Source organism: Exiguobacterium sp. QJM3NY_9, from assembly GCF_056173545.1.
Map to the genome: position 1 here is coordinate 2945633 of NZ_CM149679.1, position 26706 is coordinate 2972338.

Sequence of the window (26706 nt, forward strand, 5' to 3'; positions counted from 1 at the left end):
AACTCAGAAAGGACGTTTTTTCATTGAAACAAGATTTGATTCGTCGATTGACTACATATGCAAAAATCGACACACAATCCAGCTATGAAAGCACGACCGTCCCGACGACGGAAGGACAGTGGACACTCGCTCGTCTTCTCGTCGAAGAATTAAAAGAAATCGGCATGACGGGTGTCACGGTCGACGCCAATGGTTACGTCATGGCGACACTCCCTGCGAATACAGACGCCGACATTCCGACGATCGGTTTTCTCGCCCATCTCGATACGGCGACGGATTTTACAGGAACGAACGTCAATCCGCAGCTCGTCGATGCATATGACGGAGGACCGATTGTCTTAAATGACGCGATTCCCGTCGTACTGTCACCGAACGATTTCCCATCCTTGACGAACTACGTCGGGCATACTCTGATGACAACGGACGGGACGACATTACTCGGCGCCGACAATAAAGCCGGGATTGCCGAAATCATGACGGCGATGGCTTACTTGATTGCCCATCCGGAAGTGAAACACGGACGGATACGTGTCGCCTTCACGCCTGACGAAGAAATCGGTCGCGGACCGCATCATTTTGATGTCGAAGCATTTGATGCCCAGTTTGCTTATACCGTCGACGGTGGACCACTCGGTGAACTCGAATATGAGAGTTTCAACGCGGCAGGTGCTAAAATCACGTTCCATGGAACGAACGTCCATCCAGGTACAGCAAAAGATAAGATGGTCAATTCACAAAAACACGCGATGGCCTTCCAAAACCGCTTGCCGGGTGATGAAGCGCCCGAGTTCACGGAAGGGTTCGAGGGTTTCTATCATTTAATTTCCTTTGATGGATCCGTCGAAAAGACGATCGTCCACTACATCGTCCGTGACTTCGATCGCCATAACTTCGAGGCACGAAAACACTTCTTAACGGCGCTCGTCGAGGAATGGAACAAAAAGTACGGCGCCGGTAGTGTCGAAATGGAATTAAATGATCAATACTACAACATGCGGGAGAAAATCGAACCGCACATGCACATCATTGACATCGCGCATGCTGCAATGGAGTCGCGTGGTATCACACCAATCATCAAGCCGATTCGTGGCGGAACGGACGGTTCGCAGCTGTCCTACATGGGATTACCGACACCGAACATCTTCACAGGTGGCGAAAATTATCACGGGAAATTCGAATTCATTTCTGTCGACAACATGGTGAAGGCGACAGAAGTCATCGTCGCCATCGCAAACGGGTTCGCCGAAAAAAAATAAGTACCTTCACACGTGCGGCCCTGCTGATTCAGCAGGGCCGCTTGTTTATCATTCGGAAGATGCTTTTCGTTTCAAGTGATAAATGTAACCGAGTAAAAGAACGATGATGGAAAGCGAAACAATCATCAACATTTTCGATGTTTCTCCAAGGAACGAATTCGGATGTTGTTCGACGTCAGGAACCGTTTTTTTCATCTGTTCCACTTGTTTTTCACTAATTGTAAAATCATCCTGCCACGTCCAGTTTTTTTCTTTCCCAATCACTTTAACATCGAGTTGATATGTTCCCGGCTTCAAAATTCCCATTGATGTAAGTGGGAACGTCATGTATGTCGTCGGAGCGAATTGAGCCGTCATTTCTTTACGAACGATGACCTTTCCACCTTTTTTGACGACAGCTTCCACCTGAAATTTTTCACTGATGGCAGGTGCTTGGTTCGCGAGGGTGACGAGGACGCTCGGACGAGACAGATAGGAAGTTGCTTTTACTCCCTCGAACAGCAAATCCGGTTCAATCTCCCGGATTGATGATCGAACCTTTACACCAATGACGTAAGCTTGGCGACTTTGAACACCGACTTCTGCGGATGCCTCTTCGGGTTTCTCCTGTTTCTTGATTTCAATACCTGCGAGCAGGATCCCTTCAATCGCTCGTTTCGGCAAATTCAGCTTCAACGAAACGATTTTCGACTCCCCTGCTTTAATTGTAATCGGCTTTTCCGAGACGCGAGCTAACTCGGATAGCGACACTTCCGCGAGCCTCAATGGTTCTTTCTCTTCATATACAATCAATCCGTTCCCGTTCGTCGTCGCATTTCGGAGCGAGACAAGATAGGACTGATCGTCTGATCCGTGATTATAAATCCGAATTTTCATATCAGTTCGTTGTTCCGGAGGTATCCTTAAATCGAAATACGTGACACCGGAATCCACTTGAAATTCATTCGGTATCGCTTCAACCGAAAAATTGACGTTACTCTCGGCACTGACGACTACTCCGGTCATGAGTAGATAGATGACTCCACTTACTCCAACAAGATACTGTATACCACGTTTAATCAACCCATCCCCTCCTTAATCAAGGAATCGAATCCGTTAATACCCAGTCGATTGTCGCGACGTGCGTTCCTTTGATTTGCTGATTCAATGGAACATTCAATGTAATGTTGGCATTCGACCAAAGTGATCCGTCCGTCTCAGGTGATACATCAGTACCCAACCAAGATAGTAACCAAGAGTAAGGCGATCCAGCTGTCGACGTTAAAATATCTACTGCTTCACCACCCGCAAGCAATTCAATCGCGCTTGTCACGGGTGCCGCCGCCCCGACGTTATAGGTAGGCGTATTCACGATGCCTTTCGCTATCGATAATGATGCTCCAGGCAATGTGTTTTCCCCTCCACTCGTGAACGTATTCAGCTTGGCAGTAACCGTCCATTCAGATAACACGACACGCCGGTCTGTCACTTGTAGAAAGGGTTTTTCGTCAATCGATTCAAAAATAGCATCACTTCCAAGAATTTCATGTGTCCCAAAGTTAAAGTTCGGGGCATAATCTAGTGTCAACGGTCCTGTATTACCGGTCGGTGTGTTTTCACCCTTACCTGGATCAGGTGTGTACGAATCATCGGGATTGGCTGGATCCAGAATGTCGGGTGCTTTATTCGTCTCAAAAGTGATGGTCGCGGTTGAACTTCCTGAAGACGTTTCTGCAAATACGAGGGACGGTCCACCTAGTAGTAGTGCACTAGCAAACAATGAAGTAACGATTGACTGTTTTTTCATTCAAATCTCCCCTTCTCATGGTGCATTGACTAATGTCCATTGAATTTGCGTCTGATACGTAGTAGCTCGTGGTCGTTTCCCTGTCAAATCGAGAATGATTCCTTCACTTAGTCCATACGTTAAAATCGTTGATGTCGCTCCCATTTTCCCGGATGCAATTTCGCTATCAATGGTTTGTAACGTTTGATTTGTCGCACCGACTTTAAAAAGCAGCACGTCATCTAGTACATCACCTCCCTCGCTCGAGAGTGGTGCCGTCAACCTAGCGCGAAGTTTCCAATCATAATTCAAAGCATTTTGATGCGAGATTTCAATCGTCATCGCTGTTTTTCGATTGATTACACCTTCTCTCCCTTTGATTTCCTGTGTTCCAAAATCGAGGACTTCAGGTACTTTAAGGTGAAATACGGGACCGATTGTTAAAGTCGCCGTTCCAAGACCACTATTTAAAACATCCAAATCGACTACACTACTCGTCAATGAACTTTCAAATGTATACACTGAATTTGTTCCGATCGGAAGTGGATTGACTTTGAAACTTAACGTAAAGATATCTTTTGATAAAAGTGAGAGTGCAAGCAAAGAACCGACTTCTGCATAAATTTGATTGCCGTTTTGTTGAATCGAACTGGCCGGTACATTTGCAACCTTCGCGCCCAGCACTCCTGTATAGGAATAGCTCAAACTGATTGTCCCTGCCTGAATCGATTGCATCACTTCCTGTGGGAGTTGAAAAATCACGTATTTGCTTCCTAATCCTAAACTCAAAACGGATTGCATATCCGCAGTCAACGTAATTTTCCTTTGCGCTGCTTCATAGGCGGCGGTCAGGTTGACCGATCCTACCAACGCGACATCGAGTGCTCCTCTTTGTTCTGCTTTTTCCGCTCCTTCGTCGACAAGTATTTCCTTATCCTCTAATGCAGGATTTTGTGACTTTGGTGCAGTTGATGATTCATCCTCGGATACTAGTGATTCTTTCTCTTCAGGTACTTGAGGTTCTAGTGTCGGGGGTATTTCAGTCTCGGATGTTGGGGACTCTTCCTCTTCTGGTGCTTGAGGTTCTGGTGTCAGGGGTATGTCAGTCTCGGGTGTTGGGGACTCTTCCTCTTCTGGTGCTTGAGGTTCTGGTGTCGGGGGTATTTCAGTCTCGGGTGTTGAAGGTGCTTCCGGTGACGCAGGCTCCATGTGATCAAGTTCGTCGTTTTCTGGTGGCACGACCGCTTGATCCTCAACCTTTGCCCTATCGTCTCCTTCCTTTTTTGTTTCTTCGATAAATTCATTTTTTGCTTCCTTCAAGGTGTTTTCACAATAATCGATTGCATTTTGGTCAGGTGACGGTTGTGCTTCGAGAATGCTTACACATTCTTTTAACGTCGGATTACCTTTAATCGTAGTCGAAGTTGCATTCGCTAAAGCATGTGTACCTGACAAGAAAATACTAAGCACTAGTATTGTTGGGATAGATTGGATTGGAGATTTTTTTATCAACCACTACCTCCCCCTCCTAACGACCAATTACAATTAACTCATTCATGACTCACTTCAATAATTACCTTATAAACACTAAAATAAACCAATTATTTTACAATTAAAAAGAGGTATCTTTCTTATTTTTTTCCTGGAATATGTTTATTTGCTTGATATAACTCATTTATTAGATCGTTTCATTTTATCAAAATTATAATTTACTACTTAAAAAAACCATAAAAAAATACACCTTCTCGTCTGAAGGTGTACTTTCATTACTTATTTCTTCTCTGTTTCTTGATCTGGAAGTGGTAACTGAACCATGCTGCCCGACCCGCTCACAAGTGGTGACTTCCCGTCCCACTTCTTGACAGCTTCATATTGAATCATTTCGGCAGTCAACGTTTTTTGAAGTTCCTTCTGTGCTTTCGCCAGACCTTGCGCTTCAATCAAACGCGCATCTGCTTCCCCTTGTGCTTCGACACGAAGTCGTTCTGCTTCAGCTTTGGCAATCGCGAGATCCGTTTTCTTCTTATCTAGCTCTTGTGAGGCTTTAACACGAGAATCGATGGCTTCTTGTGTTTTTTCATCTGGTTTCGGAGCACCGAGTGCAACGTCCTCAATGATGAAACCGATTTTTTTAACGTCTTCTGCAAATTGCGTTTGGATGCTCGTTGAAACATTTCCTGACTCTTCACCGAACAATTCGAGTACAGTTACTTTCGAAATTTGCTCTCGTGACGCATCATATAAACGTTGTTTCAAATAGCCATCTGCGATTTCATCGATTTCGATCGGTCCGAACTTATTGAATACTTTCGTGACTTGATCGGGAGAGACTGCAAAACTGTACGTAAAGTCGACAACGATGTTCTTCCCGTCTTTTGTCGCGAGTGTCATATTGTCGAGCGACTTCGTTTGTGTCCGAATCGGATACTCTGTCACACGTGTGATCGGTGAAACGACGTGCCACCCTTGCGAAAGTGTTTCGTCCTGGACACCGCTTGACGGTTTGTAGACGACGCCGACTTGCCCCGGTTCAATCTGTTCGACGATGAACGGTGTCATGGCAAGGAGTGCAACGACGATTACACCGGCGATGATCATCGCTGGGTTAATTCTTTTCTTTGGTTTGATTTCTCTCATTATGAGTCCCCTTTGTCAATTTTGTCTTGGATATATTTATACAATTCGATTCCTAACAAGGCGATGAGTGCGAAAAACAGTAAGGTAAACAATGTTGCCATGATTTCTCATCCCTCCTTCATCCTGTCTCTTTAACTTATACGGTTGATTTCAAAAAATGTTTCATGACCATGGTTGCTTATTTTTAGAATCTGTCTTAACATGTAAAGAACTTTGTCCTTGAAACGAGCCGTATCATTTTGTGGTACACTCGTAACAGCACATCACACACTAGAAACGAGGGTTCATCTCTATATGATTACAGTACAAAACGTCGGCCTCCGCTTTGCGGACCGCAAATTATTCGAAGACGTCAACATCAAGTTCACACCAGGTAACTGTTACGGTCTGATCGGTGCGAACGGCGCCGGTAAATCGACTTTCCTCAAAATTCTTGCAGGAGACATCGAAGCACAACAAGGCGATGTCATCATCACACCGGGTGAGCGTCTTGGCGTACTCCGTCAGAACCATTATGAATATGAAGAGTTCCAAGTCATCGAAACCGTCATGATGGGACACAAACGTCTGTATGAAGTCATGAAAGAAAAAGATGCAATTTATATGAAAGAAAACTTCTCGGATGAAGACGGCATGCGTGCCGCTGAACTCGAAGGAGAATTCGCAGAAATGAATGGTTGGGAAGCTGAGTCTGAAGCTGCGATGCTCCTTCAAGGTCTCGGAATCAAAGAAAGCCTTCACACGAAAACAATGGCTGAATTAACAGGTGGAGAAAAAGTTAAAGTCTTGCTCGCGCAAGCGTTGTTCGGTAAGCCGGATATTCTGTTACTCGATGAGCCGACCAATGGTCTTGATTTGAAAGCCGTCAAATGGCTCGAAGAATTCTTGATCGGGTTTGAGAACACGGTCATCGTTATTTCCCACGACCGTCACTTCCTCAACAACGTCTGTACACACATGGCCGATCTCGACTACGGGAAAATTCAACTCTATATCGGGAACTATGATTTCTGGTATGAGTCAAGCCAACTCGCTTCACGGATGGCTGGCGACCAAAACAAGAAAAAAGAAGAAAAAATCAAAGAACTTCAAGCTTTCATCGCGCGCTTCAGCTCGAACGCTTCAAAAGCGAAGCAAGCGACATCACGGAAGAAGTTGCTCGATAAAATCACACTCGATGACATCCGTCCGTCATCACGCCGCTATCCGTTCGTCGGTTTCTCACCGGAACGTGAAATCGGAAACGATTTGTTGACGGTTGAAGGTCTCTCGAAGACAATCGATGGCGTCAAAGTCCTCGACAATGTCCGTTTCTCATTAAATAAAACAGACAAAGTGGCGTTCATCAGCCAAAGCGATATCGCCATCACAACACTGTTTAAAATTTTGATGGGTGAAATGGAAGCAGACAGCGGGACATTCAAATGGGGTGTTACGACGTCACAATCGTACTTGCCAAAAGACAACTCGGAGTTCTTCGAAGGGTCTGACAAAACGATTCTCGATTGGTTGCGCCAATACTCACCAGCTGATGAAAGTGACACATTCCTCCGTGGTTTCCTAGGTCGGATGCTCTTCTCCGGAGAAGAAGTCATGAAAAAAGCGTCAGTCCTCTCTGGGGGAGAAAAAGTCCGTTGTATGTTATCGAAAGCGATGCTCAGTGGTTCAAACGTCCTCGTCCTTGACGATCCGACGAATCACTTAGACCTCGAATCGATCACAGCACTCAACGATGGCTTGATTGCTTACAAAGGTGCGATGCTCTTCAGCTCGCATGACCATCAGTTCGTCGAAACGATTGCGAACCGCATCATCGAACTCACACCGAACGGCATCGTCGATAAAGAAACGACGTACGACGAGTACCTCAACAACGACTCGATTCAACAACAATTGACTGCGTTATACGCACATTGATCTGCCGACTGTCCTTTAAATAAAGGGCAGTCTTTTTTTGTAAATCCATTCTTAACCTTCCGACACCAGACTGTCTCGCTTTCTTTACACCGCCTACACAATCGCTTGTTTTAATTAAGAACGTAGCCACAACACGAGTTTAAAACAACATGGGGGGAAACAAACATGAAACGTACACTTCTTGTCGGTCTATCGGCAGCACTTTTATCATCGAGTCTGATTCCAACACTCGCAGATGCTAAATCAAACGAACATCGTTCACATCAAGCCATCAAACACATTGAATTTTTATCGATGGATGCACCAAAGACGATTGATCAAATGGTTAAAACATATACAGATGCTAAAGTTAAAATCACATATAAGAATGGTAAAACAGAAGTAAAAGCACTCGATTACAACCAATTGTTCTTGTCGCAAGATAAAATCGTCGACAATAAAGGACAAAAAATCGCAGCCGGTACCCCCATCGATGTCAATGGTGATCCAATCATCGATCGCAGTGTTCCTGATAAGCCGGAAGCATTCGTCTCGGACGCACCGGACTCGAACAGCTTACTCGAAGTCCACGGTAAGAAGTACTTGGTCTCGCACTTCGAATACGATTCAATCGACAATGCAGGCAACGCCGTCCGCGGACTCCCGGCGTCGATGACATTGACAGAAGTCACACAGGATAAAAAGACCGGTAAACTGGCGGTCAAAAAATCGAGCAAAATCGACTTCAAAAACGTCAATGGACTGTGGACACCATGTAACGGATCAACGACACCATGGGGAACACACCTTGGTTCTGAAGAATACGAGCCGGATGCGCGTGCGTTCGAAGCCGATTCAAATTCATCCGCGTATAAAGAAGTCTCTGCATTCGCAGAACGTTACTTCGGTGACGCAAGTAAAGCCAACCCATACTTCTACGGTTTCACACCTGAAATCTCAGTCGACCGTAAAGGACAATCGTCTGTCGTCAAGCACTACAGTACAGGTCGTTTCTCACACGAGATGATGCAAGTCTTGCCTGACCAAAAAACGGCAATCTTCGGAGATGACGGCAATAACACGATGATGTTCATGTACGTCGCGGATAAGAAAAAAGACTTCTCAAAAGGAACACTTTACGCAGCAAAGTTCAACCAAACGAAGGCGACTGAAGGCGGCGCCGGTAAACTCGAATGGATTAAACTCGGCCATTCGTCAGATGCTGCTGTCAAAAAGATCATCGACAACGGGACGACATTCAGTGACATCTTCGAAACGGCGACTGAACCGACACCTGGTTTCACAGCAGTCAAAACGGCAGCAAGCAAAAACGTCGAGTACTTGAAAGTGAAACCAGGCATGGAGAAAGCAGCTGCTTTCCTCGAATCACGTCGTTATGGTGCGATACTCGGTGCGACATCTGAGTTCAACAAGATGGAAGGCATCACGGTCAACGAAAAAGACAAGAAAGCATACATCGCGCTGTCCTACGTGTCAGGTAGCACAGAAAAACAAGCCGGTGCCGTCCAAGATGACATCCAGTTCGAAAAACGTGAATCTGGCGTGACGTATGAACTCGATCTCGGTCGTGCTAAAAAAATCGACAGCTCTTATGTCCCAACACGGATGAACGCCCTTGTCATCGGTGAAGATTTAGCGCAACCGGATGCTTACGGAAACACAGCGAATCCGAACCTCGTCGCAAACCCGGATAACCTCGCTTACTCTGCTGCATCGAATACGTTGTTCATCGGTGAGGACAGCTCACTGCACACGAATAACTTCGTCTGGGCATACGACTTGAAAACGAAGAAACTCTCACGTATCCTGTCGGTTCCCGTCGGTGCAGAAGCGACCGGACTCCGTTCGCTCGACCGTGTCGGTGGCTATAGCTACTTGCTCAGCAACTACCAACACCCAGGTGAAGGTCTTGACGGCAAGCAGATCACAGCAGTTGACCCAAAAGAACTTGAACAAGCGATGCAAGATGGCATCGGCATCCAAAAAACAGGTGGTGTCGGCTACCTCTCCGGTCTTCCGACAGGCACAAAATCATACTCGCACCACCATTAAGTAGAACAACGAACGACTGCGTCGTTCTTCACTAAAACAGGTGTCTCCCCGTTTCCGTCATGACCGGAAGGGAAGACACCTGTTTTTAGTTTTGGATTTGTTTAACCTCTGTTTCGAGCCGCTCGAGAAATCCTTTGACGATTTTCTCGTTTTCACGTTCTCCGCCTAACGATAAGAGACTGCGACCGACGAAGTTGACGCCTTCATTTTTCCCCGTGTAAATCAAACGACAGTTCGTCGCATCGATTCGCTTCAGCGCAAACGACATCTCAAGGCGAAACATCTTCGCTAACGTAAAACCAATCGTATTTTGTTTATAGTCCGGTTCATTCGTATAAGCGAGATCGGTCACGATGTAGGTTTCAAGACGATTCCCTTGCATGTAGGTTTGGCGGTACGTCGATCCGACGACGCCCGGCTTACGTTCAATCACCTCATGTTGGACTACCCCCGGAATGAGTCGTTGCAGTCGATCGTGATCAAACAGATGCCACGCCTGTTCGATTGGAATCGCAAGTACTTTTTCTTCACGCCACGTCACCATGACACCACCTCCTTTTAGTTTAAAAATACCCTGATGTCCGTCGTTCTAACGCTCGACTACGGCACAATCAGGGTATTTTTCTTACTTCAAGTGGTTTTCGATGTTCACTTCACGGTTTGACGTTCTAACGCATGACCGAGGAATTTGGCGAGTTCCAGCATCCCAAACTTCCCAGCTGCCGCTTCAGCGTCCGAATTGTAATTCGTATTCGTGTTGACGTCATACGTATAAATCGTCCCGTCCGCATCCTTGATGAACTCAATCCCGGCGACCGCAATTTTATTTTCCTGCAAGAACGCTTCATACTGAGCGATGATCGGGTCATCGAACCCATCGACAACTTGGAATTTCATCGGTGTCTCTGCCGCCTCTTCCCCAACCGGGCAGAACAAATCATCGATGACACAAGCATCCGCGGGGCAGAGCTCGAATCCTTCCGACGTATCGACACGGACCGCATAGACGAACTTACCACCAACGAATTCACAACGCGTAATATACGGTTCAGGTGCTTGAATGTACTCTTGAATCAACGTGATGCCGTCGACCGGCTCATCGAATGTCGGTCCGTCAAGATACGTCTCGAGTGCTTCAATCGAGTGGAACAATTGAACGCCGAGTCCTTTACCGGCACGATTGTGTTTCGTGATGAACGACGATACTCCGATGTTTTGAGCGGCTTGGACGATTTGATCACGTCCGACGGCTGCCGTCGTTTTCGGAACACGGATACCTGCTTTGCGTAAGGCGGTGTATTGGTTGATCTTACTGACCTCGAGTCGTAACGCACGGGTTCCGTTGAAAACGGTCCGATCATGTTCTTCGAGCCAAGCGAGGACCCCTTCCGTCAATTCTGGTGCATACCGGTGTCCGCGTGTATGGGACGAGGCACTCATCCGGCTGTAAAAAACGCCTTCCGGTGGTGTTTCGTCGAGCGGGACGACCCCTTCGTTGAGGTGCCACTGTTCATACGGTAAGTTGAGTTCCTCGAGTCGCTTGATTAAATGATCCGTCCATTCCTGATTTTCGTGTAAGATATGAATTTTCGTCATTTTAGTTGACCTACCTTTCGTTTCGCTTCGACACGTGGCATGACCTCGCGGGCAAAGCGTTCCATTTCTTCGAGTTGCGGAGAAAATTGGAGCAAGAGCAACGTCACCCCGACCGCTTCAAATTCAAGAATCCGTTCTGCGATTTGATCCGGCGTCCCAATCAGGTTCGGACGCAGTCCACGGTTTGAGACCGAATAGTCATTTCGTTTGACCTGTTGTTCGAGTTGCGATTTACTGACGAAGTCGTCATATCCGGCATATCCGGCACCGTCTTCCTTGACGTTCGTAATCCGGCGCCATTCTTCGAGCGCCGCTTCTTCCGTCTCGCGACAGATGATATAGGCTGCCAGTCCGAAACTCGCAAGCGGCTGCTTCCCGGTCGCCGCGCGGCGGATTTTCATATCCGTAATTTTCGTCGCGACTTCATCAACCGTTCCCCCATGCATGACATAGGCATCACAGTGATTGACGATCGTCTGTTTCCCCGTCTCACTCTCACCACCAGCGTAGAGCTTGATTCCGGGACGCTGAACGGGTTTCGGGTGAAGCTCTGCCCGTTCCAGCTGATAGTAGTCTCCGTCAAAACTGTAGGGTGATGCGTCCGCCCATAATCCTTTCATGACCGTCACGAATTCTTCCGTCCGGGCATATCGTTCGTCATGGGCTGTAAATATCCCATTGTATTGACGGGCTTCTTCCTCCCACCAGGCCGAAACGACGTTGAGCGTAAAACGTCCGTTACTCAACTGATCGAGGTTCGCCGCCATTTTCGCTGTCGTCGCCGGATTATGAAAACCGGGCCGGACGGCTGTCATGATTTCCAAACGTTCCGTTGTCGCCGCAATCGCCGCTGCCGTCGTCCACGCCTCAAGACTCGGTTCGGCTATTCCTTTAATGTCGTTTAAATTCAATTCTGCAATCAATGTCGTAGAAAAGCCAATCCGTTCTGCCGTCTGTGCGACTTGTTTCGCATAATCGAATGTCGCCGGCATTTGTTCATCCTCGACGTTTCGTAACCAACCTCCGAAGATTGGTAACCAAAATCCGTATTCCATCCCCTGTGCCCCCTTTTTGCATAAAAAATCGCTCTTTTCGTTTAGAAAAGAGCGACGAATGTCTACTGTCGGCTCTTATCTTCAAAGGAATAAATTCCTCTTGGAAGTAGCACCTTCCGCTCATGCGGGGTTGCTGAAGTGTCGTCGGGCCAGTCCCTCGACTTCTCGTGATAAGAATAATTGAAATTAGCGTACATCTTTTAGCAGAGTAAAGCAACCTTTAAACCTTCTTTTCCTATCGGAATTAAAAAACATTTGGAAAATCACTCTGTTTCTTGATACTTCTTTGTCTAGAAGCTAAAAACAGGGATTGCGCATCGGTTTAAGATGGCAATCCCTGCTTTGTATGGTGCTGTTCAAAATCAATTCATTCTGGTGATACGAACGGTGAGTCATTGTGATTTGCATCCATCATGGCTGTCCGGTGACCAGTCGTCGAAACTTCTTCCCCACGCACGCGATCGTAGAACTTCGCGATTGTGACGCTGAAGTACGGGCCAATCCAGAGGAAACCAATTCCGAGCGTAATGATTCCGAGCAAGAACCAACCGATGAACGAAAGGACGAGGAAAAACGCCTCTTTTTTGTGTCCATCCATCATTTGGCGTGAACGCGTAATGGCATCAAGGATGCCAATCGATGGTTCGTCCCGAATGATGTAATACGTCAACATGTAAGAGAATGACTTAATGATTCCTGGAATGATGAAAAGTAAGAACCATAGCCCTAAGAAAAAGGTTTGGACGATTGACACTCCAATGGCTTTCAAGAACATTTTGTACGGCTCAAACAAATCTGCGACTTTCGTCTGCTCGTCTCGGGCAACGGATAGGGCGAGCCATGACCATCCCATTGCAACCGGTAAGGTCAACACCGTCAAGAGCATACCAATCAGGTCGATAAATTGGAAATCCTCTTCGGGTGAGGACGCAAATCCGTTCGGAACGCCTTGAATGATTAAGAACAACAACATCATTAATGCCATGAAGCCCCATCGTCCCTGCAACGACTCGCGCGCTGCTAATTTTAATTGTTTTGACATCGAAAGATCCTCCTCAAAAATAAGTGCTACCTTTCTTTACGGTTTATTTTTGAGGAGGTTTCACTTTTTAACGCTCGTCTTTTAGTAAACGTTGGACCATTGCTTTTTCAAGTTGTTGCTGGCACGCCGTATACAAAGAGCGTCGTCCATCGAGTCGTTCAATCGCAAACGGAATATCGTGCTTTTTTGCTTGCACGAGAACATGTGCCGCTGCTGCGTGGGAGACGCGACTTTTGATGACGACGATCGCATCTGTCTTTTTCGCGAGACAGGCAATTTTTTTCGCAGCTTGGGCGTCACCGCCAAGATGGATTAATTCAATCCCTGTCTCCGCAAAGAAGTCGCGGTAGACGGCGCGCTGTTGCTCATTACCGACGATGACGAGACGCATGCCGTCGTAGGAAGCAAAATCGAGTGCCGTTTTATCGACGAATTCGATTGGTTGACCTGGTAATGTCGTCGTATCGAGACGTTCGAGTTGCTGGACTTTCTTTTCCCGGAGGCGCCGCTCTTTTTTGACTTTCTTCGCCTTCGGTTTCCGTTGCATCATCTTGTCGTAGCGTCCTGTTTTCGTCTGTTTGTTTGCAGGTGACGCAGTGACGGACTCGGGCGAACCACTCGATACGTCGCGTGCCGGTAATTCCGTCATGGTCGGTACTTCGTAATGAAATGCGTGTTTCCAGACAATCGTTAATGTCTCCGGATGACCTTTCCACATGACGAGGTCGACGAGTTGACCTGCTTTCAGTTGGAAGAACCGCATGTCTTCGAGTGGTGTCGTGTAATAGAACGGTTTTCCCGTCTCATCTTGCAGTGGACCGTCAATCGTCGCTTCGATGATGCCATGGTTCTTGACGATACACTTTTCAAAAACGATTCGCTCTGCAAGTGGTTTTACTTGATCCGTCGCGACGACGGCTAAGATTTCAAGCGACGTCCGGCGCTCATCTTGATGTAGGACTTGGACACGGACTTCCATCCCATGCTCCAGGTTCCAGTCACGGATTTCTGTTTCTGAGACATGACTGTTTGGCCATTCCCGTAACGAGCCACCCTTTAATTGCCGTTCAAACGTATAGGAATACCGTTGTTCGACAGTCCGTTCAACTTCTTCCTTCCGTTCCTGGATCATTTTGATCGGGAGGCTAGATGGTGTTTCCTGACGTTCTACTAGTTTCGTCGTTGTTTGACGTGGCGCGTAGTACTGCGACAGCTGGACCCATTCATCGATTCCGTTGATTTCTTCAAGTAACAAACCCCAGTCGTCTGCTGTCTCGACGATGTTCAGTTTGCTTGTAACTAACTCCTTCGCTCGTTCGATTACGTGATGCATCATGTTAAAAACCCCTTTGCTATTTTTTCCAACTATAGCAAGGTCATGATGCTTCACCCGCGCAAAAAAACAACCTGGTATTTTTTTGTTATGGGTTACGATTTAACTTCGACTGCGGAGTCGCCACTTCGGTATTTTTCGACGACTACAATCAAGACGGTAATGATGACGAGTAAGAACCAAGACGATAATTTGCCAAAATCGACAAGTGCCCACCCCTCTTGCTGATGCGGATAGACCCAGCCCTTAAAAAAGGTGACGATGTTTTCCGCCAGCCAAATGAACCAGGCAATTAGTAAAAATGATAAGACAAGCGGGAGACGGTAAATCGTATCCTCTAGTCGGAAGTAGACCCACGATTTAAAGAAGACGACGATGACGAGTCCCATCAAGAACCACCGTAAATCGAGCATCCAGTGGTGCGTAAAAAAGTTTAAGTAAATCAAACTCCCGACAGCAAGTGCGAGGGTCGGACGTGGAAAGGACGTAAACCGAAGATCAAGTCGCCGAAATGCCTGACAGATGTAACTCGCGACACTGGCATACATGAAGCCCGCATAGAGCGGAACACCCAGCACCTTCGAAAATGCGTCTTCCGGATAACTCCATGAACCGACGTGGACTTTAAACAGCTCAAGTCCTAATCCGATGACGTGAAAAATAAGAATCAGCTTGAACTCTTCTTTCGTTTCATAACGGGTCACGAGTAAGGCGACTTGGACGAACAGACACCACAGTAACAGGATGTCATAACGGGCAATCGGTTCACTCGGCAAATAACGTGATAAGGCGAGTGCAGCAAAGATGGCTACTGGAAAGATACAACAGAGCGCTTCAAGATATGTAAAACGGATGAGATGGCGAATCAATCGCATCGACGTCCCTCCTCTTCTTTCTTTAAGTATACGAGACGTTCGCCGTACCTCCCTCCTTCTCAAGTTGGACATTCGACAATTTGTTGCTTCTGCTTTAGTCCACGAACGTGATACAGTTAACGAATACGTATCTTATTGAATCGAGGTGACACGCAACGATGTTCAAACGTTTCCATACGTCCTGGTTGCTGCGCGCAACGTTGAAGTGGTTCTTATTTTTAAGCGGTCTCTTTTTACTCGCCGTCGGTTCCTCCATCATGATCACCGCTAACCTCGGTGTCTCGACTTGGGATGTCCTGCATCTCGGTCTTCAAAACAAAACACCTTTGTCAGTCGGGACGGTCATTCTTCTCGTCGGTCTGCTGCTCGTCCTCGTCAAATACTTACTCGACCGGATTCGACCGCAAGTCGGGACACTCGTCAATGCAATTTTCGTCGGTGTCTTCATGAACCTCGTACTTGGTTCTCATTTGCTTCCGTCGTTTTCAGCTGTCTGGCTAAACGCTGTATGGCTCATCTTCGGTATTTTCATCATCGGCATAGGGGCAGGGCTATACGTCGCCGTCGGATACGGCGCCGGTCCACGTGACGGATTGACCTTGACGTTAGCGGATCGTTTCGGAACCTCAATCCGGATGATGCGGACAATCATGGAGATAACGGCATGTGGTCTCGGTTGGTTACTCGGTGGCCCCGTCTTTTTCGGGACCATCCTCTCGATCTTTTTGATTGGACCGTTTCTTCAATTTTGGTTAGTCTATTTCCGGCGGATGATTGCCGCAATCGATGCTGGGGTCGTTCGACCGAACGAACAAAAAATCAGCTGAGCCGCCTGACTCGATATCGTTTCGAAAGAAATGGTATCTTTTTTTCGTGGATGAAGCAGATTAGTTGCACCTAGAAAAAATACACGTTATATTCGTTTACATATCAATCTTTGATACGTCAAAGGTTTCTTGGAACGAAGGGAAGGATGTGATGATTTGAGTATTTCTTGTACGGAAAAAGGACGCCTCATTTATGCGCTCGTCTCGGTCAATAAGACGATTGCGCAAAAATTTGATTTATGTACAGATGGCTTCAGTCAGACTCGGATGGACTTACTAGCCCAACTCGAGGTCGGAAAGACGATTAGTCAAAAAGAATTGCAGCAACGCGTCAATGTCGACAACGCTGCCGTGACGCGACATTTAAAACATCTCGAAACGAACGGAATGATTCAACGTGTCCGTTCTGAGAGCGATAACCGTGTCATCCTCGTCTCATTAACTGCAGAGGGTGCCACGCGTATCACACAATTGCGCCAGCAAAAAGATGACTTCTTGGAAAGTCTGTTAACCGGCTTTACTGAAGAAGAACAAGATCAACTGGCACAAATGATTCAGCGCATTGAAGATAACGCGTTAACATTACCTAAAACTACTGCACGATAAAAAAGGAGAGCTTACTCATGACAACACAAACATCTACTGACTTTATGGAAATCGTAAAAGGCCGTCGTTCAATCCGCAACTACGACACGGACGTAAAAATCTCAAAAGAAGAAATGACACAAATTCTTGAAGAAGCAACACTCGCACCGTCTTCAGTCAACATGCAACCATGGCGTTTCCTCGTCATCGACAGCGAAGAAGGAAAAGCGACACTCGCTCCACTCGCGAAGTTCAACCAAGTTCAAGTCGAGACATCATCTGCTGTCATCGCGGTCTTCGGTGACATGAACGCCATCGATCAACTCGAAAACATTTACGATACAGCCGTCGCACAAGGGCTTATGCCGCAAGAAGTCCGCGATCGTCAAGTTCCGGCAATCAAAGGTATGTATGAAAACGTTCCTGCTAGTGCACTTAAAGACAGCATCTTGATCGACTCAGGTCTTGCTTCCATGCAATTGATGCTCGTCGCTCGCGCACACGGTTACGATACGAACCCGATCGGTGGATACGAAAAAGATCAAATCGCTGAAGCTTTCGGCATGGATAAAGATCGTTATGTACCAGTCATGCTCCTTTCAATCGGGAAAGCTGTTGATGCAGGATACCCATCAGTCCGTCTTCCAATCAACGATATCGCAGACTGGAAATAAGTTCGATTCGCTTCATCAAAAAATAGAGAACACAACAAGGGAGATTGAATACTATGACAACTCAAACAACTACTGACTTTATGGAAATCGTAAAAGGCCGTCGCTCAATCCGCAACTACGACACGGATGTAAAAATCTCAAAAGAAGAAATGACACAAATTCTTGAAGAAGCAACACTCGCACCGTCTTCCGTCAACATGCAACCATGGCGTTTCCTCGTCATCGACAGCGAAGAAGGAAAAGCGACACTCGCTCCACTCGCGAAGTTCAACCAAGTCCAAGTCGAGACATCATCTGCTGTCATCGCTGTGTTCGGCGACATGAATGCGGTCGATAGCATCGATACAATCTACGACATGGCTGTTGAAAAAGGGCTTATGCCGCAAGAAGTCCGCGATCGCCAAGTTCCGGCAATCAAAGGATTCTACCGCCCAGAAGATACAGACACACTTCGTGACAGCATCTTGATCGACTCCGGTCTCGTTTCGATGCAATTGATGCTCGTCGCTCGTGCGCACGGTTACGATACAAACCCAATCGGTGGATACGAAAAAGATCAAATCGCTGAAGCTTTCGGCATGGATAAAGATCGTTACCTCCCTGTCATGCTCCTTTCAATCGGGAAAGCCGTTGACGCAGGATATCCATCAGTCCGTCTTCCAATCAACGACATCACAGATTGGAAATAAGCAATCCGCACGACGAAGAGAGCACCTCGTTTTAACGGGGTGCTCCGACTGTAGACAAAGTTCTATCGGGAGATAAAAGCGTCTTTTTTCGTTGCTTTCCTCGGGCGAGGCGGAAGCCGTTGCTCCTTGATCCTCACGGACAATGAGCAGGGTCTTGCCTGCCTCTGAACGTGCGTTAAAAACGCACTTTTCCCCGTAGGAGTCCACAGAAAAATGACGCTTTTTAGGTAACGTCGTGACGCAAAGCCGGGATGGCAGACGGTTTAGAGCGCAATCCGTCTCGAATCGCTTTTAAAGCGAAAAGCAATCGGTCGCGACCCTGCAGCTTTGCTGTAGCGGCGCGGAAGATTGCCGCTTTGAAGACGAGGCGTGACAGGGAAGCGCAAACGGATTGCCTCTCGATATAACATGTTCACGCTTCATAAGCGTTTGTCTACACGCTGAGCACCTCGTTTTACGGGGTGCTTTTTGCTATATCTCCTGTCCCTCCTTTGCATTTAAATTCAGTTCCAGTCAATCCTTTTGTATACTGAACGAAAAAGGAGCGGATGCAGGTGTATGACGTAACAATCATCGGCGCAGGTGTCGCCGGAATTTTTCTGGCACACGAACTCGTACAGGACGGACAATCCGTCTTAGTGATTGACGCCGGAAAACCGTTAGCCGAAAGAACCGTGACAGACGCTTACCTCGGCTTTGGCGGACTCGGTAAATCAGAAGGAAAATACAATTATTCAACAGAGTTCGGGGGCGAACTGGAACAAAAGTTAGGTCCGGAAACGACACTTCGCTTAATGCAACAAGTCGATGCCGTCCTGTGTCAGTACGGAGCACTGGAGGTCCCTTTGTATTCCACTCATAATGCGTCATTTGCGGCGCGTGCTGAAGACGCTGGTTTACATACAATCGAGACGTCCGTCCGTCATCTCGGAACTTCACTTACGAAACAGGTGCTCGCCCGACTGGAGGACATGTTGATGCAGACGGTCACGTTCCGCTTTTCGACGCAAGTCGAACAGATACAGAAGCAAGCGGATACTACATTCACACTCAAAACAGCGTCAGAGACGTTCTCGAGCCGACGAGTCGTGCTTGCGACCGGACGTTCCGGAACGGACTGGATGCGCCAGCAGCTAAAGCAGCTCGGTCTGGTGCAAACGAAAACACGACTCGACCTCGGGATTCGGTTTGAAATGGATGAAGCGCCTTTTCGGACTGTATTACAGGACACGTTCGAAACGAAACTGGCATACGCATCTGACGCTGGAACGGCCGTCACCTACTGCATGAATCCGACCGGTCGGATCATCCGCAAATATCAAGAAGGTCTCGTCATGCCGGACGGACAAAATTTCCGCGAACAGACGACGGGGACGGCAAATTTAAACTTCACGTTGTTTTTACCACGCTATTTCGATACGTTGACCGCAGCGAATCAATTTGCGACTTCAGTCATCGGACAAATCAACCAGGGGTCGGACCGGATTGTCGTCCAACGTCTCGGTGACTTGCTTGCCGGTGTAGCTTCTACAGCAACCGGAATCGCTCACAATCAAGTCGTCCCGACGCTCGAAGCAACACCAGGAAACCTTCTCGACGAGATCCCGGACACAGATCTCGCCGTGTTACTCGGATTTTTCGAGCGGCTCGAACGTTTGCTCGAAACTCCGCTCTCCCCTGATACATTGCTTTACGGAATGGACGGGAAGTTTTACGCTCCGGTCCTCGCGACCTCCCGCGACTTCGAAACAGACATCACGGGACTGTATGCAATCGGGGATTGTTCCGGCGCGACCCATTCGCTTTCGCAAGCAGCGGCGAGCGGTCTCCACCTCGGACAAGTCTTACAGCAAAAAACAGCCGTTTCGGGAGAGTAAAGCTCTCTCAAAACGGCTGTTTTTCATTCAGTTCTTATTTTTTAAACGCTTCATATACTTTCAGTTGTTTCCCTTTGACCTTCGTCGTCTTCATCGCGCGTAAGACGAGTGGCCCTTTACCGTTCAGAATCTCGACATACGTTACCGTATCTTGAATCGTGATGATCCCGATATCCTGAGCAGTCATCCCTTCGATTTTCGCAATCGTTCCGACAAAATCAACGGCCCGAAGTTTCTTTTTCTTCCCGCCATTGAAATAGAGCTTCATGATGTCAGCGTTCAGTTGTTGTGTTTTTGATGTGCGGACATCCGTCGTCGTGATTTTCTCTTCGAACGCATCTGCCGTCCGAATCAATTCACGTTCCGTCGGTGCTTGACGTTTTTCGATTGCTTCGCCACGGTACTGTTCGACTTCACGAAGACGGCGCATATCCGCTTCCGTCACGAGGCTGATTGCTTTCCCCATTGCGCCCGCACGCCCTGTCCGACCCGTCCGGTGCACATAACTTTCTTTTTCGACCGGCATGTCGTACTGGATGACGTGGGTGATGTTTTCGATGTCAATTCCACGTGCTGCGACGTCTGTCGCGACCAAGTAACGGAATTCGCCTGCACGGAATGCCTTCATGACCGCAAGGCGCTCGTCCTGTTCCATCCCGCCGTGAATTTTCTCGACCGGATACTCCATCGCCGTCAGTCCTTGGGCGACGAAATCGACATGTTCCTTCGTCCGGCAGAAAATCATACAACGGTCCGGATTTTCGACGACCGTGACGTCTTTCAGGATTGCGAATTTCGTCTTATCGGTTACAGAAATATAACTGTGATCGATTTGAGCGATTTCGGTTGCATTTGTCGTGATTTCGACCTCTTTCGGCGACTGCATGTAACGTTCGCTCAGCTTGTGGATGTCTTGCGGGAACGTCGCTGAGAACAACATCGTCGTCCGTTGTGTCGGCAGTTGTTTTAAAATCGTATCGACTTGCTCGAGGAAGCCCATGTTCAGCATCTCATCCGCTTCATCCAGGACAAGGTATTTGACCTTTTCAAGCGAAAGTGTCCCTCGCTCGAGGTGATCGAGCACACGACCTGGTGTTCCGACGACGATATGGGTCTTCTGTTTTAATTCCGTGACCTGACCACGGAACGGCTGTTTCCCGAAAACGGCTGTCGCTTTAATCCGCTTGTAACGCCCGATGTTCATCACGTCTTCCGTGACTTGCAGCGCCAGTTCACGCGTCGGTGTCAAAATTAGCGCTTGTGGTTTATTTTCTTCCCACTCGACGAGTTCACAGAGTGGAATGCCGAACGATGCCGTTTTCCCGCTTCCTGTGCGTGATTTGACGATGATATCTTTTTCAGACAAGGCGACCGGAATGACGGCTTGTTGGACATCCGTCGGCGTATGGTAACCAAGTTGTTCAATCGCTTCTAAAATTGGTGAACTGAGTTGAAAATCAGTGAATGGTTTTTTTGGCATGTGAATCCCTCATTTATTATATAGTTTCGAATTGACCGTACATCTCATGACCTCTCATTATGCGCTACTTTCCGCAGGACGTCAAAAGAGCTTCCCGTCAGAGTGACAGGAAGCTCCACTTGCTTATTTTGCTGCGACTTTATCTTTTTTGATTTGTTTACTACGTAACTGTCCACATGCTGCATCGATGTCTGTCCCGTGCTCGAGACGAACACCACAGTTGAGACCGTTCTTTTTCAACGTATCGTAGAATGTCGAGATATCTTCTGACGTACTCCGTTGATATTGACCATGCTCATCAACCGGGTTGTACGGAATCAAGTTGACATACGTCAAGTGACGTTTGTCTTCGAATAATTTCGCAAGTTCGATTGCTTGTGCTTTTTGGTCATTGACTCCACGAAGTAAGATGTACTCGATCGTAATTTTACGATTCGTCGTCTTCACGTAATAATCGATGGCAGGCATCAATTTTTCGAGTGGAATCGCACGGTTGATTTTCATGATTTGTGTGCGCAACTCGTTGTTTGGTGCGTGCAATGAAATCGCCAAGTTCACTTGAAGTTTTAAATCTGCGAATTTGTAGATTTTATCAGCAAGACCACTTGTCGAAACAGTGATGTGACGTGCACCGATTGCAAGACCGTTGTGATCTTTGATGACGTTCAAGAAGTCGACCATGTTGTCGAAGTTATCAAACGGCTCACCGATACCCATGACGACGACGTGGCTGACACGTTCTTCTTTACCGACAGCATCGAGGTGATGTTGGACGTTCATGATTTGTTCGACGATTTCACCAGCTGACAAATCGCGGCTCTTCTTAATCAATCCACTCGCGCAGAAGCTGCAGCCGATGTTACAACCGACTTGTGTCGTCACACAGACAGAGAGTCCGTATTTGTGACGCATGAGGACTGTTTCAATCAAACTGCCGTCATACAACTTGAAGAGGAACTTGATTGTTCCGTCTGCTGATTCTTGTTTAACTGATTCTGTCATCGAGCCAATCGCAAAACTCTGATCTAACAACTCAAGGCAATCCTTGTTGACATTCGTCATTTCAGCGAAAGTAGTGACACGTTTACGATAAAGCCAATCCCAAACCTGCTTCGCACGGAACGGCTTGTGACCTTGATGCGATAACCAGTCTGTCATCTGCTCAATTGTTAATCCATAAATGGATGGTTTATTCATTAGTGAGACCTCATTTCTTTTTCCAGAACTATAACATTCCTTTATCTTAGTAAAAATCGGGCACTTACGCAACGTTCAAATCCTAAATGTTCACTTTCTGTAGATTTCGAAAGGCTGTTTCGCTTTGTTTTGTCAAAAAAATGCCTCAAATCGATAAATTCCGTTTTCGAAAACTGATAAAAGCAAAACTACTGAACATCAGACAGATTAGCACAAGTAGAAGGATGTGCAACAGTAAATGTTCTGTCCCCGCCAGCAATCGTCCCGTATCAAACAAACTGAAGATCGATCCATAACGCATCCAGTCCGTTTTTTCACTTAAGCCCGCTCCAATCGTCAAGACAATCGAGAAGACGAGGACACCGGCAGCGACGGAAAAGGCACGACGCTCATCGTCAAAGAGTGTCGCGATAAACAACGTGAAACCAGCAACCGCATACAGCAAAAACAAGGCATTGACTTGCAGTCGCAATAAAGTCATACCATCAATCGAGATACCAGACATCGTCCAGTCCGCCATCAGTAAAACGAGTCCATTTAATAGAATGAGACAGGTACTCGCAATCAGCATGACGATGAGCGCTGCTGCCGTATATTGAATCCGCGTGATCGGGGCTGCGAGATATAAAATCAATTCGCCATTGTCGATCGGACGGGCAAGTAACCGTGCCGCGAGGGACAACATATAAAACGTCGCAATGACTTGAAAAATCAAGCCGTAATAATTGCCGGCTAAGAGATCGAGCAGATTATTGAACGTCACCTTGTCATATTGGAATGCCTGTAACAATTCTTTTGGGAGAGCTTCGAGTTTTGCCTCGAGCAGACCGGTCTTCATCATCGACGGATACAAGGCGGCGAGCAACAATAAGTACAAACTGGTACCAAGTGAATAGGCAACGATCGGTTTGACGTTCTGCTTGAGTAAAGACCAGACGACCACGCTCATGATTCGTCACCATCCCCGTAATAGTGCAAAAAGACATGCTCCAAATCATCAGCCGCCGTCTGAATCGAACGAATATCGTATGCAGTCAGAAGACGGAGAACTTGATTCAGTGTCAATTGGTCACTTGTCAAAAAGGAGACACGTTGTTGCTTTTGCGTCGCCCCGACTTGAATCGCAAATTGTTCCGCCTGTGCAGCAAGACCGAATTCGACCGTATACTGTTTCCGGCTCGACCGGATCAGTTCATGGATATCGGATTCAACGATGATTCGTCCGTCTTTTATCAACGCTGCCCGGTCGCACGACTTCTCCATCTCCGGGAAGTGGTGCGAACTCATCAAGATTGCTTTTCCGAGGCGACGTTCTTCCTCTAACCACGTCAGAAATCGTTCCTGCATCAACGGATCAAGTCCGCTCGTCGGCTCATCAAGGAGATAGACCGGTGCGTCCTTCATGAAACATCCGACGAGTGCGAGTTTTTGTTTTGTACCTTTAGACATCTTCCGCACCTTCGTTTTCGGATCGAACGGAAAGCGCTCAAGTAAGTCCGCTTGACGCTTCCGGTCCCCACCATGCAATTGTTGCATCAACTGTAAGATGTGGTCTCCCGTAAAGTCTCCCGGCAAACTGATTTCTCCCGGCAGATAACCGACGAGTCGTTTCACTTCTTTTGTTTCAACCCAGCAATCAAATCCACCAATCGTCGCATGACCGGAGTCAGCAGCAATCAAGCCCATCAATTGACGAAGTGCCGTTGATTTCCCTGCCCCATTCGGACCAATGAAACCAAAGACCATTCCCGGCTCGACAGAAAAACTGACATCGAATATTCCTTTACCCGACGCGAACGCTTTCGTGACATGTTCGAGATGAATCACTTCAACCGCCTCATTTCTTTTTTAGGAAATGGCTACAGTTAGTTATACCCGTTCTGTCATCGTGTCGGACGTAGCGAATCGATAAATCACAAACCGTTCATCATGATTTTTTTCGAATAAATCGCGTAACCGGACTTCCTCGATTTGTTCGAACGCCGTCTGGTTCTCTAAAAAATACCGGTATTCATCTGCCGGATAATAAAGAATCAAATCGATGGTCCGTGGCGCCTGCTCGACCGACTGTAAGATGTGGTTGACGACCTTGATAAAAATTTGAACGGAAAAAGGGTTAAAAAAATAAAACTTTGTCGCTTCTACCGGAATCGGATAACTTTCTGCATAGGCATGTTCAAATTGAAGACTCCCGCGCCGCTTTTTAACTTTTTTTAAGTAATTCATCTGATTCGTCAGTGCATCCTCATAAAACTGACCGTTCATCTCGATTCCGATGACGGAACAGTCAAACCGATCGTGGAGATAAAAGTTCAAGCGTCCCTTCCCGCACCCAAAATCAATCACCGTATCCTCAGGATGAAACGGATAGACCGCGCATAGCTCATCCAGGGCTGCATATGGGGTCGGTTCATAACGGTTATAGTGACTGAAGGCATTGTAGAGGTGCTGGACATCAATCGTTTTAATGTGGAGCCGCGTTTCATATTCTTGTTCATTCATAGTTCAACTTCCTTCTTTCAAGCATTGTTTTCTCCATCGTACTATACTAAAGAGGTACGTAATTCGATAAAAGGGGATGTTTTTATGATCGTCGTAACGAACCGGATTAAAGTCAAAAAAGGGATGGCTGCTGCACTAGCACCTCGCTTCACACGCCCGAGTGGTCTCGACTCGATGGACGGATTCATTCGTGTCGAAGTTCTCTTAACGCAAAATATCGAAGAACATGACGAAATGAACGTCAACATGTACTGGGAAGACATGAAGCACTTCGAAGCATGGCGGAACAGTGATGACTTCAAGGAATCGCATAAGCGTCCTGCGCAGCAAGAGGGTGAGGCACAGGAATCACCGATGCTCGGCAGCGAGATCATCACCTATGAAGTCGCTTCCGTGAAAGAAAGTACACGTTAATTGATACGACTTAAATCCCCGAATCCTTAAATCGATTCGGGGATTTAATTTTTCAAACGTTATTTTGCAATTAACCTCGCACAATATTTAACAAGGGTTAAATTGTATATTGTTCCATTTATTGTTATTATATGTCCAATACTAGAGAGAGAGGACATATTATGATTGATTCCTTAACGATTTTTGAACAAGTCATTCGAGATTTACCTGTCGACCGGTCGTTGACACGAGAAGATATTTGTACAGAAGATTTTTTATTGCAAACGGAACATGAGTTATCGGTCTATTATTCCCCAATCGGTGACTACATCAATCCTTTCGCAAAAGTCATTATCGTCGGAATTACGCCAGGACTTGAACAGATGCGAATCGCGTTCGAAGAGATGGCCGATGCCTTACACCATGGCGTTTCGTTAGAGGAAGCGGCAAAAAACGCCAATTATTCAGCTAGCTTTTCCGGTGTGATGCGTCGAAATCTCGTAACGATGCTGGACGAACTTGATTTTGCGACAATGCTGTCGATTCCGACGACCGCTACTTTATTTAATGAACACCAGGAGCTACTCCATGCGACCTCCCTCTTAAAACATCCTGTTTTCTATCGCGGGAAAAACTACAGTGGTCATCAACCGAAGATAGATCGTATCCCTTTGCTCCGACACTATGCGTATGAACACTTCGCAGCAGAATTGAATCAATTAAATGAACCTGCCCTGATTATTCCGCTCGGCCGAATCGTTGAGGCGACGGTCCGGACCTTACTTCATCAAGGACGGATTCGAAAACATTTTCTTTTATCGGGTTTTCCTCATCCCTCTGGTGCCAATGGCCATCGTAAACGTCAATTCGAAGACAACCGTTCCTACCTCAACCAACAATTGATTCACTACTTCACGCGTTCGGATTAAATCAAAAAAAGAGTCCCTGCCGTAT

The 26706-nt window shown here is 47.0% G+C and carries 26 protein-coding genes and 1 riboswitch; of the genes, 10 read left to right on the forward strand and 16 right to left on the reverse strand.

Annotated features, from left to right (window positions below):
• Window positions 1–23: 23 nt before the first annotated feature.
• Window positions 24–1256 carry a peptidase T gene (gene pepT / locus AC0VYQ_RS15015; RefSeq protein WP_475403914.1) on the forward strand — a complete coding sequence of 411 codons (1233 nt, stop codon included), beginning with the start codon at window positions 24–26 and terminating at the stop codon, window positions 1254–1256.
• A gap of 48 nt (window positions 1257–1304) precedes the next feature.
• On the opposite strand, the gene AC0VYQ_RS15020 is transcribed toward pepT, so the two are convergent.
• The 4 genes from AC0VYQ_RS15020 to AC0VYQ_RS15035 all read right to left on the reverse strand — a co-directional run bounded on the left by AC0VYQ_RS15020 (window position 1305) and on the right by AC0VYQ_RS15035 (window position 5658).
• A complete protein-coding gene (locus AC0VYQ_RS15020) occupies window positions 1305–2318 on the reverse strand; it encodes a WxLIP family cell surface protein (RefSeq protein ID WP_475403915.1) in 1014 nt (337 codons plus the stop codon).
• Window positions 2319–2334: 16 nt separating this feature from the next.
• Window positions 2335–3042 (reverse strand): WxL domain-containing protein, encoded by a 708-nt coding sequence (locus AC0VYQ_RS15025; RefSeq protein ID WP_475403916.1) that lies wholly within the window; start codon window positions 3040–3042, stop codon window positions 2335–2337.
• A gap of 15 nt (window positions 3043–3057) precedes the next feature.
• Window positions 3058–4533: a hypothetical protein gene (locus tag AC0VYQ_RS15030; RefSeq protein ID WP_475403917.1), complete on the reverse strand. Its 1476-nt coding sequence runs from the start codon at window positions 4531–4533 to the stop codon at window positions 3058–3060.
• A gap of 258 nt (window positions 4534–4791) precedes the next feature.
• The gene (locus AC0VYQ_RS15035) at window positions 4792–5658 is read right to left on the reverse strand and encodes a prohibitin family protein (protein ID WP_029332086.1); all 867 of its coding nucleotides are present in this window, start codon (window positions 5656–5658) and stop codon (window positions 4792–4794) included.
• A 294-nt stretch (window positions 5659–5952) separates the two neighbouring features.
• Here AC0VYQ_RS15035 and AC0VYQ_RS15040 point away from each other — a divergent pair, with 294 nt between their 5' ends.
• Complete coding sequence (locus tag AC0VYQ_RS15040; protein ID WP_088838229.1) at window positions 5953–7575, forward strand: ABC-F family ATP-binding cassette domain-containing protein; 1623 nt, start codon at window positions 5953–5955, stop codon at window positions 7573–7575.
• Between the two features lie 165 nt (window positions 7576–7740).
• On the forward strand, window positions 7741–9627 hold the full coding sequence (locus AC0VYQ_RS15045) for a PhoX family protein (RefSeq protein ID WP_475403918.1): 1887 nt from the start codon (window positions 7741–7743) through the stop codon (window positions 9625–9627).
• 85 nt (window positions 9628–9712) lie between these two features.
• Here AC0VYQ_RS15045 and AC0VYQ_RS15050 read toward each other — a convergent pair whose 3' ends face one another.
• The 6 genes from AC0VYQ_RS15050 to AC0VYQ_RS15075 form a co-directional block, all read right to left on the reverse strand.
• The gene (locus tag AC0VYQ_RS15050; protein WP_214893244.1) at window positions 9713–10171 is read right to left on the reverse strand and encodes an SRPBCC family protein; all 459 of its coding nucleotides are present in this window, start codon (window positions 10169–10171) and stop codon (window positions 9713–9715) included.
• Between the two features lie 104 nt (window positions 10172–10275).
• Entirely contained in the window at window positions 10276–11223 is a 948-nt protein-coding gene (locus AC0VYQ_RS15055; RefSeq protein ID WP_475403919.1) for an ATP-grasp domain-containing protein, read from the reverse strand.
• On the reverse strand, window positions 11220–12278 hold the full coding sequence (locus AC0VYQ_RS15060; RefSeq protein WP_214893240.1) for an LLM class flavin-dependent oxidoreductase: 1059 nt from the start codon (window positions 12276–12278) through the stop codon (window positions 11220–11222). The genes AC0VYQ_RS15055 and AC0VYQ_RS15060 overlap by 4 nt, the downstream gene beginning before the upstream one ends.
• A 72-nt stretch (window positions 12279–12350) precedes the next feature.
• Window positions 12351–12455: riboswitch (SAM riboswitch) on the reverse strand.
• 190 nt (window positions 12456–12645) lie between these two features.
• Entirely contained in the window at window positions 12646–13320 is a 675-nt protein-coding gene (locus AC0VYQ_RS15065; protein ID WP_214893238.1) for a DUF975 family protein, read from the reverse strand.
• A gap of 67 nt (window positions 13321–13387) precedes the next feature.
• A complete protein-coding gene (locus AC0VYQ_RS15070) occupies window positions 13388–14656 on the reverse strand; it encodes a DUF2325 domain-containing protein (RefSeq protein WP_475403920.1) in 1269 nt (422 codons plus the stop codon).
• Between the two features lie 92 nt (window positions 14657–14748).
• Window positions 14749–15528 (reverse strand): DUF817 domain-containing protein, encoded by a 780-nt coding sequence (locus tag AC0VYQ_RS15075; RefSeq protein WP_475403921.1) that lies wholly within the window; start codon window positions 15526–15528, stop codon window positions 14749–14751.
• A 158-nt stretch (window positions 15529–15686) separates the two neighbouring features.
• Between AC0VYQ_RS15075 and AC0VYQ_RS15080 the strand changes: the two genes are divergently transcribed.
• The 4 genes from AC0VYQ_RS15080 to AC0VYQ_RS15095 all read left to right on the forward strand — a co-directional run bounded on the left by AC0VYQ_RS15080 (window position 15687) and on the right by AC0VYQ_RS15095 (window position 18303).
• Entirely contained in the window at window positions 15687–16355 is a 669-nt protein-coding gene (locus tag AC0VYQ_RS15080) for a YczE/YyaS/YitT family protein (protein WP_475403922.1), read from the forward strand.
• Between the two features lie 156 nt (window positions 16356–16511).
• Window positions 16512–16961, forward strand: a complete 450-nt coding sequence (locus AC0VYQ_RS15085) for a MarR family winged helix-turn-helix transcriptional regulator (protein WP_239456778.1) — start codon at window positions 16512–16514, stop codon at window positions 16959–16961.
• Window positions 16962–16978: 17 nt separating this feature from the next.
• A complete protein-coding gene (locus AC0VYQ_RS15090) occupies window positions 16979–17614 on the forward strand; it encodes a nitroreductase family protein (protein WP_088838238.1) in 636 nt (211 codons plus the stop codon).
• 53 nt (window positions 17615–17667) lie between these two features.
• On the forward strand, window positions 17668–18303 hold the full coding sequence (locus tag AC0VYQ_RS15095) for a nitroreductase family protein (RefSeq protein ID WP_214805337.1): 636 nt from the start codon (window positions 17668–17670) through the stop codon (window positions 18301–18303).
• A gap of 263 nt (window positions 18304–18566) precedes the next feature.
• On the opposite strand, the gene AC0VYQ_RS15100 is transcribed toward AC0VYQ_RS15095, so the two are convergent.
• Window positions 18567–18713 carry a hypothetical protein gene (locus AC0VYQ_RS15100; RefSeq protein ID WP_159173200.1) on the reverse strand — a complete coding sequence of 49 codons (147 nt, stop codon included), beginning with the start codon at window positions 18711–18713 and terminating at the stop codon, window positions 18567–18569.
• 144 nt (window positions 18714–18857) lie between these two features.
• On the opposite strand from AC0VYQ_RS15100, the gene AC0VYQ_RS15105 reads away from it, so the two are divergent.
• Window positions 18858–20180, forward strand: a complete 1323-nt coding sequence (locus AC0VYQ_RS15105; protein ID WP_475403923.1) for an NAD(P)/FAD-dependent oxidoreductase — start codon at window positions 18858–18860, stop codon at window positions 20178–20180.
• 34 nt (window positions 20181–20214) lie between these two features.
• Here the strand turns inward: AC0VYQ_RS15105 and AC0VYQ_RS15110 are convergent, their stop codons facing one another.
• From AC0VYQ_RS15110 to AC0VYQ_RS15130, 5 genes are all read right to left on the reverse strand, one after another.
• The gene (locus AC0VYQ_RS15110) at window positions 20215–21660 is read right to left on the reverse strand and encodes a DEAD/DEAH box helicase (RefSeq protein ID WP_214770247.1); all 1446 of its coding nucleotides are present in this window, start codon (window positions 21658–21660) and stop codon (window positions 20215–20217) included.
• A 123-nt stretch (window positions 21661–21783) separates the two neighbouring features.
• Window positions 21784–22857 carry a dual-specificity RNA methyltransferase RlmN gene (gene rlmN / locus AC0VYQ_RS15115; RefSeq protein ID WP_088838241.1) on the reverse strand — a complete coding sequence of 358 codons (1074 nt, stop codon included), beginning with the start codon at window positions 22855–22857 and terminating at the stop codon, window positions 21784–21786.
• Window positions 22858–23002: 145 nt separating this feature from the next.
• The gene (locus AC0VYQ_RS15120) at window positions 23003–23806 is read right to left on the reverse strand and encodes an ABC transporter permease subunit (protein ID WP_475403924.1); all 804 of its coding nucleotides are present in this window, start codon (window positions 23804–23806) and stop codon (window positions 23003–23005) included.
• Window positions 23803–24684 carry an ABC transporter ATP-binding protein gene (locus AC0VYQ_RS15125; protein WP_475403925.1) on the reverse strand — a complete coding sequence of 294 codons (882 nt, stop codon included), beginning with the start codon at window positions 24682–24684 and terminating at the stop codon, window positions 23803–23805. Before AC0VYQ_RS15125 ends, AC0VYQ_RS15120 begins: the two co-directional genes overlap by 4 nt.
• A gap of 42 nt (window positions 24685–24726) precedes the next feature.
• Window positions 24727–25359 carry a methyltransferase gene (locus tag AC0VYQ_RS15130; RefSeq protein WP_475403926.1) on the reverse strand — a complete coding sequence of 211 codons (633 nt, stop codon included), beginning with the start codon at window positions 25357–25359 and terminating at the stop codon, window positions 24727–24729.
• An 84-nt stretch (window positions 25360–25443) separates the two neighbouring features.
• Here AC0VYQ_RS15130 and AC0VYQ_RS15135 point away from each other — a divergent pair, with 84 nt between their 5' ends.
• Entirely contained in the window at window positions 25444–25773 is a 330-nt protein-coding gene (locus AC0VYQ_RS15135) for a heme oxygenase (protein WP_029332105.1), read from the forward strand.
• Window positions 25774–25934: 161 nt separating this feature from the next.
• Window positions 25935–26681: a uracil-DNA glycosylase family protein gene (locus AC0VYQ_RS15140; RefSeq protein ID WP_475403927.1), complete on the forward strand. Its 747-nt coding sequence runs from the start codon at window positions 25935–25937 to the stop codon at window positions 26679–26681.
• The last annotated feature ends 25 nt before the right edge of the window (window positions 26682–26706 follow it).